Source organism: Microbacterium sp. cf332 (assembly GCF_900102175.1).
Classification (GTDB): domain Bacteria; phylum Actinomycetota; class Actinomycetes; order Actinomycetales; family Microbacteriaceae; genus Microbacterium.
Genome location: NZ_FNKN01000003.1, coordinates 153350 through 166810, shown reverse-complemented (window position 1 = coordinate 166810; position 13461 = coordinate 153350). Strand labels below are relative to the sequence as shown.

13 protein-coding genes are annotated in these 13461 nt (G+C 71.4%); 11 read left to right on the top strand and 2 right to left on the bottom strand.

Annotated features, from left to right (window positions below):
• The first annotated feature begins 4 nt into the window (after window positions 1-4).
• The gene (locus BLT21_RS12355; RefSeq protein ID WP_091502583.1) at window positions 5-223 is read left to right on the top strand and encodes a hypothetical protein; all 219 of its coding nucleotides are present in this window, start codon (window positions 5-7) and stop codon (window positions 221-223) included.
• 57 nt (window positions 224-280) lie between these two features.
• Here BLT21_RS12355 and BLT21_RS12350 read toward each other — a convergent pair whose 3' ends face one another.
• Window positions 281-1744 carry an NAD(P)H-quinone dehydrogenase gene (locus BLT21_RS12350; RefSeq protein ID WP_091502581.1) on the bottom strand — a complete coding sequence of 488 codons (1464 nt, stop codon included), beginning with the start codon at window positions 1742-1744 and terminating at the stop codon, window positions 281-283.
• 68 nt (window positions 1745-1812) lie between these two features.
• Here BLT21_RS12350 and BLT21_RS12345 point away from each other — a divergent pair, with 68 nt between their 5' ends.
• The 3 genes from BLT21_RS12345 to BLT21_RS12335 are packed head-to-tail and all read left to right on the top strand — an operon-like array spanning window position 1813 to window position 4965.
• A complete protein-coding gene (locus tag BLT21_RS12345; RefSeq protein WP_091502579.1) occupies window positions 1813-2646 on the top strand; it encodes a purine-nucleoside phosphorylase in 834 nt (277 codons plus the stop codon).
• Between the two features lie 26 nt (window positions 2647-2672).
• On the top strand, window positions 2673-4373 hold the full coding sequence (locus BLT21_RS12340) for a phospho-sugar mutase (RefSeq protein ID WP_371113452.1): 1701 nt from the start codon (window positions 2673-2675) through the stop codon (window positions 4371-4373).
• A 22-nt stretch (window positions 4374-4395) separates the two neighbouring features.
• The gene (locus BLT21_RS12335) at window positions 4396-4965 is read left to right on the top strand and encodes a GNAT family N-acetyltransferase (protein ID WP_091502577.1); all 570 of its coding nucleotides are present in this window, start codon (window positions 4396-4398) and stop codon (window positions 4963-4965) included.
• 30 nt (window positions 4966-4995) lie between these two features.
• Here the strand turns inward: BLT21_RS12335 and BLT21_RS12330 are convergent, their stop codons facing one another.
• On the bottom strand, window positions 4996-6915 hold the full coding sequence (locus tag BLT21_RS12330) for a BglG family transcription antiterminator (RefSeq protein WP_091502575.1): 1920 nt from the start codon (window positions 6913-6915) through the stop codon (window positions 4996-4998).
• A 107-nt stretch (window positions 6916-7022) separates the two neighbouring features.
• Here BLT21_RS12330 and BLT21_RS12325 point away from each other — a divergent pair, with 107 nt between their 5' ends.
• The 7 genes from BLT21_RS12325 (at window position 7023) to BLT21_RS12295 (ending at window position 13443) form a co-directional block, all read left to right on the top strand.
• Window positions 7023-7376: a PTS sugar transporter subunit IIB gene (locus tag BLT21_RS12325; RefSeq protein ID WP_091502573.1), complete on the top strand. Its 354-nt coding sequence runs from the start codon at window positions 7023-7025 to the stop codon at window positions 7374-7376.
• A complete protein-coding gene (locus tag BLT21_RS12320; protein WP_091502571.1) occupies window positions 7373-7645 on the top strand; it encodes an HPr family phosphocarrier protein in 273 nt (90 codons plus the stop codon). The genes BLT21_RS12325 and BLT21_RS12320 overlap by 4 nt, the downstream gene beginning before the upstream one ends.
• Window positions 7646-7697: 52 nt before the next feature.
• On the top strand, window positions 7698-9353 hold the full coding sequence (gene ptsP / locus BLT21_RS12315) for a phosphoenolpyruvate--protein phosphotransferase (protein ID WP_091502569.1): 1656 nt from the start codon (window positions 7698-7700) through the stop codon (window positions 9351-9353).
• 43 nt (window positions 9354-9396) lie between these two features.
• Complete coding sequence (locus tag BLT21_RS12310) at window positions 9397-10980, top strand: PTS mannitol transporter subunit IIBC (RefSeq protein ID WP_091502567.1); 1584 nt, start codon at window positions 9397-9399, stop codon at window positions 10978-10980.
• Between the two features lie 86 nt (window positions 10981-11066).
• Entirely contained in the window at window positions 11067-11504 is a 438-nt protein-coding gene (locus tag BLT21_RS12305) for a PTS mannitol transporter subunit IIA (protein WP_091502564.1), read from the top strand.
• On the top strand, window positions 11501-12667 hold the full coding sequence (locus BLT21_RS12300) for a mannitol-1-phosphate 5-dehydrogenase (RefSeq protein ID WP_091502562.1): 1167 nt from the start codon (window positions 11501-11503) through the stop codon (window positions 12665-12667). The genes BLT21_RS12305 and BLT21_RS12300 overlap by 4 nt, the downstream gene beginning before the upstream one ends.
• Entirely contained in the window at window positions 12664-13443 is a 780-nt protein-coding gene (locus BLT21_RS12295) for an alpha/beta hydrolase (protein ID WP_091502559.1), read from the top strand. Before BLT21_RS12300 ends, BLT21_RS12295 begins: the two co-directional genes overlap by 4 nt.
• Window positions 13444-13461 lie beyond the last annotated feature (18 nt).

The following is a 13461-nucleotide window of genomic DNA, read 5'->3' as shown; positions in this document are numbered from 1 at the left end:
GGGCATGCACCGCCCCCTGCCAGCGATCACCGTCGTCTCTCTGCTGGGGCTGGGGCTGGGGCTGGGGCTGGGGCTCGGGCTGAGCGCCTGCGCTCCCCCAGCCCTCGACCTCGCGTCGGCGGACGCATGGCTCGCCTCGGTGACGGCGGAACGCGCGGGGGTGGACCTCGGCGTCGACGTCGCCGCCGATCCCGAGACACGTTTCTACGCCGAGGTCGACTGACGCGCGCGTTCCCCGTCGCGCTTCAGGAGCGGACGTGGGGTCGCCGCGAGGCGCGGGTCAGGAGAGCGGATCTTCGTCGCGCTGCACGAGGTGCATGGCACGGGCCGCATCCGTGATGCTGCCGGTGAGCGACGGGTAGACGGCGAAGACGCGCGAGACCTGGTCGACCGTGAGGCGGCGTTCGACGGCGATCGCGATCGGGTAGATGAGCTCCGACGCGCGGGGCGCGACGATGACGCCGCCGATGACGGTGCCCGAGCCCTCTCGGGCGATGATCTTCACGAATCCGTCCTTGACGCCCATCATCTTCGCGCGGGGGTTCGCCGCGAGGGGCAGCTTGTGCACGTATCCGTTGACGAGCCCCGACTCGACGTCCTTCTGCTGCTGTCCAACGGTGGCGATCTCGGGCGCGGTGAAGATGTTCGCGGTGATGCGCCGACGCTCGAGCGGGATGACGGTGTCGCCGAGGGCGTGGAAGACGGCCTGTCGGCCCTGCATCGAGGCGACCGAGGCGAGCGGCACGAAGGTCGTGCAATCGCCCGCGGCGTAGATGTTGGGCACCGAGGTGCGCGCGACGCGGTTGACCTGGATGTGGCCGGAGTCGGTGAGCTGCACCCCCGCCTCCTCGAGACCGATGCCGGCGGTGTTGGGGATCGAGCCCACCGCGAGCAGGCAGTGACTGCCCTCGACGGTGCGTCCGTCCGACAGGGTCGCGACGACACCCGTCTCGGTGCGCTCGACCTTCTCGGCGCGCGACTTCGACAGCACCGTCATCCCGCCGCGCTTGAAGACCTTCTCGATGACCGCCGCCGCGTCGGCATCCTCGCCCGGCAGCACCTGGTCGCGGCTCGATACGAGGGTGACCTTTGCACCGAGGTTCATGTACGCCGACGCGAACTCGGCACCGGTCACCCCCGAGCCCACCACGATGAGGTGCTCGGGAAGCGACTTCATGTCGTACAGCTGCGTCCAGGTGAGGATCCGTTCGCCGTCGGGCTTGGCGCTCGGCAGCTCGCGCGGCGAGGCGCCGACCGAGACGACGAGGGTGTCGGCCTCGACGCGGTCGAAGTCGGTGCCGCCCGGCCCGGTCGCGACGATGAGCCCATGGGTGCCGTCGAGGCGACCGTGGCCGGAGATGATGCGCACACCCGCCTCGACGAGCTGCGCGCGCATGTCGTCGGACTGCTGCCGGGCGAGCGAGAGCAGACGGCGGTTCACGGCCGCGAGGTTGATCGCGACCTCCGGCTTGAGCGGCGTACCGGAGTCCGACCGCGCGAACAGTTGCACGCCCAGATCGGATGCCTCGCTGATGGCGACGGCGGCGTCGGCCGTGGCGATCAGCGACTTCGAGGGGACGACGTCGGTGATGACGGCCGAGCCGCCCACGCCGGCGCGCTCGACCAGCGTCACCTCCGCACCCTGCTGAGCGGCGGCCAGGGCCGCCTCGTATCCGCCGGGACCGCCGCCGAGGACGGCGACGCGTTGGGTGCGCTCGAAGCTGAGAGGCGACATGCCCTCCATTCTTCCTCAGCCGCGACGACCGCCGCGCACGCCTGTGCCGCGACCGCCGCTCGTCTTAGAGTGGGGGGATGTCCGACACCTCCGTGCATCCCCTCGACGACCCGGCCGCCGACCCCACCGAGGTCGCACGCCAGGCCGCAGCCGACATCGCCCGTATCAGCGGCGTCGAGCGCCATGACATCGCCCTCACGCTCGGCTCCGGCTGGGGTCGCGCCGCGGAGCTGATCGGCGAGACGACCGCGACCATCCCGGCCACCGAGGTCACCGGTTTCAGCAAGCCGGCGCTCGAAGGACACGTCGGCACGCTCCGCAGCATCCTGACCCCCGAGGGCAAGCGCGTCCTGGTGATCGGCGCACGGACGCACTACTACGAGGGTCACGGCGTCCGCCGCGTCGTGCACAGCGTGCGCACGGCAGCCGCCACGGGCGCGAAGATCATGGTGCTCACCAACGGCGCCGGCGGCATCAAGCCGACCTGGCACCCCGGCCAGCCCGTGCTCATCAGCGACCACCTCAACCTCACGGCCGACTCCCCCCTCGAGGGCGCGACGTTCGTCGATCTGACCGACCTGTACTCGTCGCGACTGCGCGACGTGGCGCGCTCGATCGACCCGACCCTCGACGAGGGCGTGTACACGCAGTTCCGCGGACCCCACTACGAGACCCCGGCCGAGGTGCGGATGGCGCGGGCGATGGGCGGTGACATCGTCGGCATGTCGACGGCGCTCGAAGCGATCGCCGCGCGCGAGGCGGGGATGGAGATCCTCGGCTTCTCGCTCATCACGAACCTCGCCGCCGGCATCCAGGAGACCCCCCTCAGCCACGCCGAGGTCATCGAGGCGGGCCGCGAGGCCGAACCGGTGATCTCCGCCCTGCTCGCCCGGGTTATCGAGGCGCTGTGAGCGGTACGGACGACCCCGGCGCGGGTGTGAACGTCGATTCGACCACCCCGCCCGTGCCGCTCGACGCGGCGCGGACCTGGTTGGCTCAGGACCCCGACCCCGAGACGCGCGACGAGCTCGCGGCGGTGATCAGCTCGGCCGAGGCGGGCGATGCCGCCGCCGCAGCCGACCTCATCGACCGCTTCGGCTCACGCCTGGCCTTCGGCACGGCGGGTCTGCGCGGCCGCCTGGGAGCGGGCAGCAACCGGATGAACCGGGTGCTGGTCACGCAGGCCGCCGCGGGACTCGCCGCCCACCTGCTCGAGAAGGCGGGCCCGGACGCTCCGCCCGTCGTCGTCATCGGCTACGACGGACGCCGCGGTTCGGCACGCTTCGCCCAGGACTCGGCGGAGATCTTCGCCGGCGCGGGCCTGCGCGCCATCCTGCTGCCCCGGCTGCTGCCGACCCCCGTTCTCGCGTTCGCGGTGCGCCACCTCGGCGCCGACGCGGGCGTGATGGTCACCGCGAGCCACAACCCGCCCGACGACAACGGGTACAAGGTGTACCTCGGCGGCAGCGACGACGGTTCGCAGATCGTCCCACCCGCCGACGGCGAGATCGCCGCGCACATCGACCGGATCGCCGAGGCGGGCGACATCTCGGCGCTCCCCCGCTCGACCGACTACGAGATCGCCGACGACGAGGTCGTCGCGGCTTATGTGGAGGCGACGGCGACCGTCGCGCCCGCCCCGGCGGGTGCCGCGGGCATGCGATGGGTCTACACCGCCATGCACGGCGTCGGATCCGAGACGCTGCTGCGCATCCTCGACGCCGCGGGCTACCCGCACCCCGTCCCGGTCGAGGCCCAGGCCGAGCCCGACGGCCGGTTCCCCACCGTGGCCTTCCCCAACCCGGAGGAGCCCGGGGCGATGGACCTCGCGTTCGAGACGGCCCGCGCGCATCGGGCCGAGTTCATCCTCGCGAACGATCCCGACGCCGACCGACTCGCGGTCGCGATCCCGGACGCGGCGGTCGACGGCGGATGGCGACGACTGACCGGCAACGAGATCGGGCTGCTGCTCGGCTGGCGCGCGGCACGTCGGGCGGCCGCGGGCGGCACCGCACCGGGCGCCTCCCTCGCCTGCTCGCTGGTGTCGTCGCCCGCTCTGCAGGTCGTCGCCGAACGTCACGGTCTCGACTTCCACGCCACCCTGACGGGATTCAAGTGGATCTCACGCGCGCCGGGCCTGGTCTTCGGGTTCGAGGAGGCCCTCGGCTACCTCGTCAACCCCGAGACGGTCAAGGACAAGGACGGCATCTCCGCCGCGGTCGCGATCCTCGGCCTCGCCGCCGAGGCACGCGAGGGCGGTCGGACCGTCGGCGATCTGCTCGCGGAGTTCGACGCCGAGTTCGGCAGCTTCGCGAGCGGCCAGGTGTCGGTGCGCGTCGACGACCTCGCGGTCATCGGCCGCATCACAGCCGCCCTCCGCTCCGCCCCGCCGACCCGTGTCGGCAGTGCGGCGGTCGTGTCGTTCGAGGACCTCGCCGCCCCGGTCTCCGGTCCGCCGCTGGGAGACATCCTGCGGCTGTGGCTCGAGGGCGATGCACGGATCCTCGTGCGACCGAGCGGCACCGAGCCCAAGCTCAAGCTGTACCTCGACGTCCGGGGCGACTCCGCCGCCGACGCCGCGTCACGGCTCGCCGAACTCGAGGCCGGCGTGCGCGATCTGCTCGCCCAGATCGACTGACCGGCACGGCTGAGCCTCGGACATGCTGCTGACCGATCCGATCGAGCTGGCGGACGACCACGTCCGCCTCGTGCCGCTCTCGACCGACCACGCCGACGACCTCGCCCGCGCGACCGCCGGACTCGAGTACGCCTGGTACACCTCGGTCCCGGCGTCCGTGCCCGACGACATCGCACAACGGCTCGCCTGGCGCGACGCGGGGCACATGAACCCGTTCGCCGTCGTCCGCGACGGCGCAGCCGTGGGGATGACCACGTTCTGCAACATCGACCAGCCGCACCGTCGCGTCGAGATCGGACACACCTGGCTCTCGCCCGCCGTGCAGCGGACGGCGGTGAACACCGCGGCCAAGCGCCTGCTGCTCGGTCACGCGTTCGAGGCCTGCGAGGTGATCGCCGTCGAGTTCCGCACGTCATGGCACAACCGGCAGTCCCGGGCGGCGATCGAGCGCCTCGGGGCCAAGCAGGACGGCGTGCTCCGCAACCACCGGATCGGGCCGAACGGCACCCTCCGCGACACCGTCGTGTACTCGATCCTCCCCCACGAGTGGCCCGCCGTGCGGCTCGGTCTCGACGCGCGACTCGCCGGCTGACGCGTCGCCGGCGATCGGGACGGCGGACCGTCAGCCGTCGACGACGGCGACGAGCTCGTCGAGGAACGCGCCGAAGGTCGTCCCCCGCCGGACGATGCGCTGCACGCTCTCGCGTTCGCTGAAGACCTCGACGAGCTGCTCGAAGACGGTCTGGAACGCGGCACGATCGGATTCGGAGAATGCGACCATGGCCACGACCTGCACGCGCCCGTCGCCCCACGCGATCGAGGGGTCGGCGATGCCGAGCGAGATGGCGGTGCGCGTGGCGGTCATCCCGATGGCGTGCGGGACGGCGAGCGCATCGGTGAACGCCGTCGACGAGAGGCGCTCGCGCTCGATGGTCCGCTCGATGTACTCGTCGTCGATGATGCCCTGCTCGACCAGCAGCGATCCGAGCCGGCGGATCGTGTCGTCCTCTCCCCCGGTGCCGTCGAGCCCGCGGACGAACGCCGACGGGTCGAAGTAGCGCTCGAGCTCGGCGCGCAGCCGCGCCAGGCGTCGCGCCCGCCGCACTCGGGCGGCCGCGGTCTGGACGCGGTCGACGTCGGCGTCGGTGAGGAAGGGCTGGATGTGGACGATCCGGTCGCTCGTCACCGGCGGCGCGATCGTGGTGAGGATGAGGTCGGTGTCGATCGATGCCCAGTCGGGGTCGACGCGCGTCTCGACGCCGACCACGTCGAGCGACTGCCCGAGCGAGCGGTCGACGCTCGAACGCAGGAGCTCGTGCAGCTCGTAGTAGCCCGGACACACGATCGTCGCCGTGAGAGCCTGCGCCGACAGCCTGCTGCGCTCGAGTCGTCCACCGACGTGCATCGCGATGTAGGCGATCTCGTCGTCGAGCAGCGGGATGCCGAGGAGCCCGCGCAGGGCGTCGGCGATGTAGACGGCGACCTCGAAGATCATCGGGTACGTCGTCTTGAGAGACCGGGTCAACGGGTTGCGCGACCACGCCTGCTCGCGCGCGCGATGCTTGAGGTTCTGCACGTGCAGCGACAACCGCAGGACGAAGTCCTCCTGGTCGATGTCGACGAGGAACTCCGCCGCCGCGCGGTGGACGACGTCGCGCACCGCGGTGGCGACATCCGGGTCGATGCGCTCGCGGACGAGGGCCGCCGGCTCGGTGGCCCCGGGGGCGACGACGCGCGTGAGCACGAGGGCGGCGAGATGCTGGCGGTCGCCCGAGCCGAGCACGACGCCGAGGTGGCGCCGGGTGAGACGGTCGAGGATCTCGCCGACCTCGGCGCGGAAGGCGGCGTCATCGGTCTCGGCCACGTCGAGGGCGCGCCCGCGCGTGATGCGATCGGCGGCGATGGCGATGTGCATGACGACGTCGCCGATGCCGAACTCGTTGACGAAGTAGCCCAGCTCGGTGAGCGCGTCGACGAGCTCGGTCTTGAACGGCCCGAAGGCGACGGCCCCCACCGATTGCTCACCGAGCGTGCGCCGGAGGCTGTCGAGGTCGAACGAGCCGTCGTCGGTCTCTTCGTGGGCGAGTCGGCTCAGCAGTCGCCGCTGAGCCATCTCGGTGCCGCGCAGGCGTGCCCGCGATGACGTCCGCTCGAGGCTGAGCTCGGTGCCCCCGAGCAGGCCGCGCACCCGGGCGAGGTCCGCGTCGATCGTCGCCGGGCTGACGAAGAAGGAATCGGCCGTCTCGAAGACGTCGATGCCGTCGGGCGAGTCGAGCAGGGAGCGCACCAGCCGGTGCAGGCGGTCACGGGGCGTCCCGGAGTCGCCCACGTGCACCGCCGAGCCGCTGTCGGGCCCGACCCGGTACCCCTGCGGACCCGACTCGACGACGACCCCGTCGGGAACGCGGGCGTTCAGCGCTGTGACATAGCTCCGGATCGATCGCGGGGTGACACCGATGGCGTCGGCGAGCTCGGCCGCCGTGACCCAGTCGCCGTCGCGCGCGAGGATCGCGAGGACGCGATCCTGCCTGCTCCTGGTCACGCTCCCATTCCATCACGGACCGACCCGCCTTCCGCCCCTGCGGAAGCAGGAATGCCTTGCCGACACTCAGGGTCCTCACAACAATGGGGAGAGGAGGAGGCGGGTCGATGAGGATCCTGGTCGTATGCGGCGCGGGTGCGTCGAGTACCTTCGTCGCACAGCGGGTGCGCCATGCGGCGCAGGCGCGCGGCCTGGACATCACCGCCACCGCCGGAACCGAGCAGTCACTGCCGATCGATCTCGACGCGGCGGACATTGTCCTCGTCGGCCCCCAGCTCATCCCGAAGCTGGACCGGATCACCGAGGCCGCGGCCGCTCGCGGGACGCGCGTCATCCTGATGCCCGCCGACATCTTCCGAGATCTCGACGGCAGCCGGACGCTCGCGCTGATCACCGCCCCGGCTCCCACCACCCCACGTTCCAGCACCGACATCCCTTCAACGGAGAGGACATCCTCATGAGCGAGGCATCGCGTACCGTCCGCATCGGATCGTCGAACGGGCTCCACGCCCGTCCCGCCAAGCTGTTCGCTCAGGCCGTCAAGCAGTCCGGTGCGAATGTCACGATCGCGAAGGGGTCGGGCTCGCCCGTCAACGCCGCGAGCATCCTGGGGGTCATCGCACTCGGCGTCGAGTACGGCGACTACGTCACCCTCACGGCCGACGGCGACAGCGCCGAGAACGTCCTCGACGAGCTCGCCGATCTGCTCGCCACCGACCACGACGAGTGACGATGAACGACCATCGATACGAACACGGACGATACGAAGGAGATCGAGAGCAATGAGTGAGCTTCGCGGAGTGGGCATCGGCCTGGGAGTCGCGCAGGGACCGGTCGCACGGATGGCGGAGCCGCTTCCCGCGCCGAAGGACGAGAAGTCCGAGCGCACCCTCGACGAGGAGACGGCCCGTGTGAAGGACGCCGTCGCCGCGGTCGCCCGCGAGCTCGAGCAGCGCGGCGCGCAGGCCGGCGGCGCCGCCCGCGACGTGCTCGAGGCACAGGCCATGATGGCCGAGGACCCGAGCCTCGAGGCCGAGGTCGCCACGCGCCTGCAGGCCGGCAAGACCGGCGAGTACGCCGTCCACGATGCCTTCGCGTCGTTCCGCGACCAGCTCTCCGCCATGGGCGGTTATCTCGGTGAGCGTGCCGCCGACCTCGACGACGTCGCCCAGCGCGTCATCGCGAACCTCCGCGGCGTCCCCGCCCCGGGCGTCCCCGAGCCCGGCCACCCCTTCGTGCTCGTCGCGAAGGACCTCGCCCCCGCCGACACCGCGCTCCTCGACCTCGACATGGTCCTCGCGCTCGTCACCTCCGAGGGCGGGCCCACCTCGCACACGGCGATCCTCGCCCGGGAGAAGTCGATCGTCGCCGTCGTGGGCGTGACCGAGGCCGCCGACCTCACCGACGGCACGACCGTCATCGTCGACGCCGCCAAGGGCGTCGTCACCACCGACCCGAGCGCGGACGAGCTCGCCCAGGCGCAGAACCGCGCCGACGAGCGCAAGTCGGCGGCGACCGCCCCCCTCACCCCCGGCGCTCTCGCGGACGGCACGGCGGTGCCGCTGCTGGCGAACCTCGGCAAGCCCGAGGGCGCCGCGCAGGCCGTCGAGCTCGGCGCCGAGGGCGTGGGCCTGTTCCGCACCGAGTTCCTCTTCCTCAGCTCGTCGCAGGCGCCCACGGTCGCCCAGCAGCGCGAGTCGTACACGAAGCTCCTGCAGGCGTTCCCCGGCCAGAAGGTCGTCGTCCGCGCTCTCGACGCCGGCGCCGACAAGCCGCTCGCGTTCCTCAACGACGCGCACGAGGAGAACCCCGCTCTCGGTCTGCGCGGTCTCCGCGCCCTCCGCGCGAGCGAGGACATCCTGCGCGAGCAGCTGACCGCCCTCGCCGAGGCGGATGCTGCTACCGACGCCGACCTGTGGGTCATGGCGCCCATGGTCTCGACCGTCGAGGAGACCGAGTACTTCGTCGAGATCGCCCGGGAGTACGGCATCAAGACGGCCGGTGTCATGGTCGAGGTGCCGTCGTCGGCACTGCTCGCCGACCACGTGCTGAAGATCGCCGACTTCGCCTCGATCGGCACCAACGACCTCACCCAGTACACCCTCGCCGCCGACCGCCTGCTCGGCTCGGTGTCGTCGTTCCAGGACCCCTGGCACCCCGCGGTGCTGCGTCTCATCCACGAGACCGGCAAGGCGGGCCAGGCCAACGGCAAGCCCGTGGGCATCTGCGGCGAGGCCGCCGCTGACCCGCTGCTGGCCGTCGTGCTCGTGGGCCTCGGCGCCACGAGCCTGTCGATGGCGCCCACCGCGCTCGCCGACGTCCGCGCCACCCTGCTCCACCACACCCTCGACGACGCGCGCCGCATCGCCGAGGCCGCCCTGACCGCGACGGACGCGGCCTCGGCACGTGCCGAGGCCCAGAAGGCCGCCGGCATCTGAACCTGCTCCAGCAGAACGCACCGCACCAGAAGGAGAACCAGAAATGACAACGACGTCTACGTCACCATCGGGAGGTGGGGTCCGGGTCCGCGTGCAGCGGTTCGGCACCTTCCTCTCGGGCATGGTCATGCCCAACATCGCGGCATTCATCGCGTGGGGTCTGATCACCGCCCTCTTCATCGACACCGGCTGGGTCGGACAGGACGGCCCCATCGGAGCCTGGCAGTGGGCTGATTCCCGCATGCTCGGCGGCGGGGTCACCCCGGACGGCACCGAATGGACCGGCCTCGTCGGCCCGATCATCACCTACCTGCTCCCGACCCTGATCGCCTACACCGGTGGCCGCATGGTCTTCGGCGTGCGCGGCGGCGTCGTCGGCGCGGTCGCCGCGATGGGTGTCATCGTCGGCGCATCGGGCACCATCATGTTCCTCGGCGCCATGGTCGCCGGCCCCCTGACGGCGCTCGCGCTCAAGTGGGTCGAGAAGCTGTGGGCGGGCAAGGTCCGCGCCGGCTTCGAGATGCTCGTCGACAACTTCAGCGCCGGATTCGTGGCGTTCTTCGCCGCCCTCGCCGCGTTCTTCTGGCTGGCGCCGATCATGAAGTTCATCACCGACGTCCTCGGTGGTGCGGTCGGCTTCCTCGTCGACAACGGCCTGATCCCGCTCGCCAGCATCATCGTCGAGCCCGCCAAGGTGCTGTTCCTCAACAACGCCATCAACCACGGCGTCTTCACGCCGCTGGGCACCCAGGAGTCGCTCGAGACCGGCAAGAGCCTGCTCTTCCTCGTCGAGGCGAACCCCGGCCCCGGCGCCGGCCTGCTGCTCGCGATCGCCGTCTTCGGTGTCGGCATCGCCCGCGGCACCGCCCCGGGTGCGTTCATCATCCAGTTCTTCGGCGGCATCCACGAGGTGTACTTCCCGTACGTGCTGGCGAAGCCCTTCCTCATCGTGGCGCTCATCGCCGGTGGTGCGAGTGGTGTGGCGACCAACGCCATCTTCCAGTCGGGCCTCGTCGCGGCGGCCTCGCCGGGATCGATCTTCGCGGTGCTCATCCAGACCGCACCGGGCAGCCACCTCGGCGTCATCCTCTCGGTCGTCATCTCGGCGGGCGTCACCTTCGCGGTCTCGGCAGCGATCCTCCTCGCCAGCCGCAAGCGCGACCTTGCTCGCGAGCAGGCCGGCGAGGGCAACTTCGCGGACGCGATCGCCCGCACCGAGGCGAACAAGGGCAAAAGCTCCGAGGCGCTCTCGGGTCTGCGCGCCTCGGGCGTCGCGGCCGCCGGCACCGGCGCAGCCGAGGCGGGCACCAGCACCGCCACGGCGACCAAGCCCATCCAGTCGATCGTCTTCGCCTGCGACGCGGGCATGGGCTCGTCGGCCATGGGTGCGAGCGTGCTCCGCAACAAGATCAAGAAGGCCGGCATCGAGGACGTCACCGTCGTCAACAAGGCCATCGCGAACCTCGACGGCACCGCCGACCTGGTCATCACGCAGCAGCAGCTGACCGATCGGGCGAAGGCGCAGAACCCCGACGCTCTGCACGTGTCGGTGGACAACTTCATGAACTCGCCGAAGTACGACGAGGTCGTGGAGATGGTCCGCAAGCAGCACAGCGCCGACGCGTAGGCTCGAAACCCAGACCCGGGGCCGGGGCGGTCCATCCGCCTCGGCCCCGCGTCATCCCCCAGCAACACCACTCGAAGGAGACAGACATGGCACGTGAGGTCCTGAACATCGGTCAGATCCGCATCCACTCGGGAAGCGTCACCCGCGAGGAGGCGATGAAGGAGGCGGCTGACCTGCTCGAGTCCGCCGGCGCCGTGACCTCGGCCTACTTCGACGCCATGCAGCAGCGCGAGCAGACCGTGTCGACCTACATGGGCAACGAGCTCGCGATCCCCCACGGCACGAACGAGACCAAGGACGCGATCCTCGACTCGGCGCTCTCCTTCGTCCGTTACGACGGCGGCGTCGACTGGGGCGGAGAGCCCGTCACGTTCGTCGTCGGCATCGCCGGCAAGGGCGACGAGCACCTCGACATCCTGTCGCAGATCGCCCTGCTCTTCTCCGAGGACGACGACGTCGCACGGCTGAAGGCGGCCCAGACCCCCGAGGAGCTCTACGCTCTGCTCTCGTCGGTGAACCAGTGAGCACCGCCGTCCACTTCGGCGCCGGCAACATCGGGCGCGGCTTCGTCGGGCTGCTCCTGAACGAGGGCGGCTACGATCTCGTCTTCTCCGACGTCGCCGCTCCCCTCGTCGACGCCATCAACGCCGCCTCGGAGTACACCGTGCACGAGGTGGGCGAGGGCGGCGTCGACAAGACCGTCACGGGCTTCCGCGCGCTCAACAGCGCGAACGACCCGCAGGCGGTCGCTCAAGCGGTCGCGACGGCCGATGTCGTCACGACCGCCGTCGGCCCGACGGTGCTGAAGTTCATCGCCCCGCACATCCTCGCCGGGCTCACGCAGCGCGATCCGGCGGCGGCTCCGCTCGCCGTCATGGCGTGCGAGAACGCCATCGGCGCGACCGACCTGCTGCGCGATGAGATCCGCGCGCAGGCCGGCGCCGACTGGGACACCGTCTCGGGCCGCGCCGTCTTCGCGAACACCGCGGTCGACCGCATCGTGCCCGCGCAGCCCGCGGGTGCCGGCGTCGACGTGACGGTCGAGCCGTTCTACGAGTGGGCCATCGAGTCGGGCCCGTTCGGCGGCGCGCTGCCGAACATCCCGGGGGCGCATTTCGTCGACGACCTCGAGCCGTACATCGAGCGCAAGCTCTTCACCGTGAACACCGGGCACGCGACGACCGCGTACTTCGGCGCGCAGGCCGGCACCCCGACGGTCGCCGAGGCCCTCGCCGTGCCCGAGATCGCCGCGGCCGTCTCCGCAGCCCTCGAGGAGACGTCGGCCCTGCTCGTGCACAAGCACGGCCTCGATACGGGCGAGCTCGCCGATTACCGGGCCACCATCCTGCGCCGCTTCGCCAACCCCGAGCTCCCCGACACGGTCGGTCGCGTCGGACGGCAGCCGCTCCGCAAGCTCTCGCGCCGCGAGCGCTTCGTCGGCCCCGCCGCCGAGGCCGCCGAAGCAGGCCTCCCGGTCGACGCGCTCGTCGCGGCGATCGGCGCCGCGCTCGCCTTCGACGACGCCGACGACCCCCAGTCGGTCGAGCTGCAGCAGCGGCTGCGCGCCGAGGACGCGGCATCCTTCACCGCGTCCGTGACGGGACTCGAGCACGACCATCCGCTGTTCGCGCTCGTCGAGGCGGCCGTCTCGCAGCGCCAGGCCGCGATCGGCGCCGACGCGCGATGACGGAACCCTCGCACGCGTCGGGTCCGCGTCCGCGGTCGCGGGCCCGTCGTGTGCTCGTCATCGTCGCGCTGACGGTGGTCGGCCTCCTGCTCGCCGGCGTCATCGGCATCCTGGTGTGGAGCCAGGTCGGCGTGATGGACGCCGAGCAGGGCCCGCTCGACGAGGTCCGGGCCGACGACCGCGTCGTGCTGACTGAGGTCGACGGCAGCGTGGTGCTGACGCCCGCGAGCGGCGGCTCCGAGGTCGGGCTCATCTTCGTGCCCGGCGCGAAGGTGCAGGCGGAGGCGTATGCCGCGATCCTCGCCGATGTGGTCGCAGACGAGAGCGTGACCGTCGTCATCACGCGGCCCCGGCTGAACCTCGCGTTCTTCGACCCGCGGCCGCTGTCGTCGTTCACGGACCTCGTCCCCGAGGTGTCGACCTGGCTCGTCGGTGGTCACTCGCTCGGCGGCGTGCGCGCCTGCCAGCTCGCCGCGGACGCCGACGGCCTCGTGCTGTTCGCGTCGTACTGCGCCGAAGACCTCTCCGCCTCCGGCGACCCGGTGCTGAGCCTGTCGGGCTCGGAGGACGGCCTGACCACGCCGCAGAAGGTCGACGACAACCGCGCTCTGCTGCCGGCCGACGCCGTCTTCGTCGAGATTCCCGGCGCGAGCCACGCCTCGTTCGGAGACTACGGCCCGCAAGCCGGCGACGGCGTCCCGACGATCACCGACGACGACATGCGGGCCGACGTCACCGCCGCCCTCGCCGACTTCGTCGCCGCCCTCCCCCGCTGACCCGGGCACCTTCCCCGT

Excerpts from the sequence above, each read along its gene's own strand:
- BLT21_RS12355 (WP_091502583.1), top strand. The coding sequence starts at position 5 with ATGCACCGCCCCCTGCCAGCGATCACCGTCGTCTCTCTGCTGGGGCTG.
- BLT21_RS12350 (WP_091502581.1), bottom strand. The coding sequence starts at position 1,744 with ATGGAGGGCATGTCGCCTCTCAGCTTCGAGCGCACCCAACGCGTCGCC.
- BLT21_RS12345 (WP_091502579.1), top strand. The coding sequence starts at position 1,813 with ATGTCCGACACCTCCGTGCATCCCCTCGACGACCCGGCCGCCGACCCC.
- BLT21_RS12335 (WP_091502577.1), top strand. The coding sequence starts at position 4,396 with ATGCTGCTGACCGATCCGATCGAGCTGGCGGACGACCACGTCCGCCTC.
- BLT21_RS12325 (WP_091502573.1), top strand. The coding sequence starts at position 7,023 with ATGAGGATCCTGGTCGTATGCGGCGCGGGTGCGTCGAGTACCTTCGTC.
- BLT21_RS12320 (WP_091502571.1), top strand. The coding sequence starts at position 7,373 with ATGAGCGAGGCATCGCGTACCGTCCGCATCGGATCGTCGAACGGGCTC.
- ptsP (WP_091502569.1), top strand. The coding sequence starts at position 7,698 with ATGAGTGAGCTTCGCGGAGTGGGCATCGGCCTGGGAGTCGCGCAGGGA.
- BLT21_RS12310 (WP_091502567.1), top strand. The coding sequence starts at position 9,397 with ATGACAACGACGTCTACGTCACCATCGGGAGGTGGGGTCCGGGTCCGC.
- BLT21_RS12305 (WP_091502564.1), top strand. The coding sequence starts at position 11,067 with ATGGCACGTGAGGTCCTGAACATCGGTCAGATCCGCATCCACTCGGGA.
- BLT21_RS12295 (WP_091502559.1), top strand. The coding sequence starts at position 12,664 with ATGACGGAACCCTCGCACGCGTCGGGTCCGCGTCCGCGGTCGCGGGCC.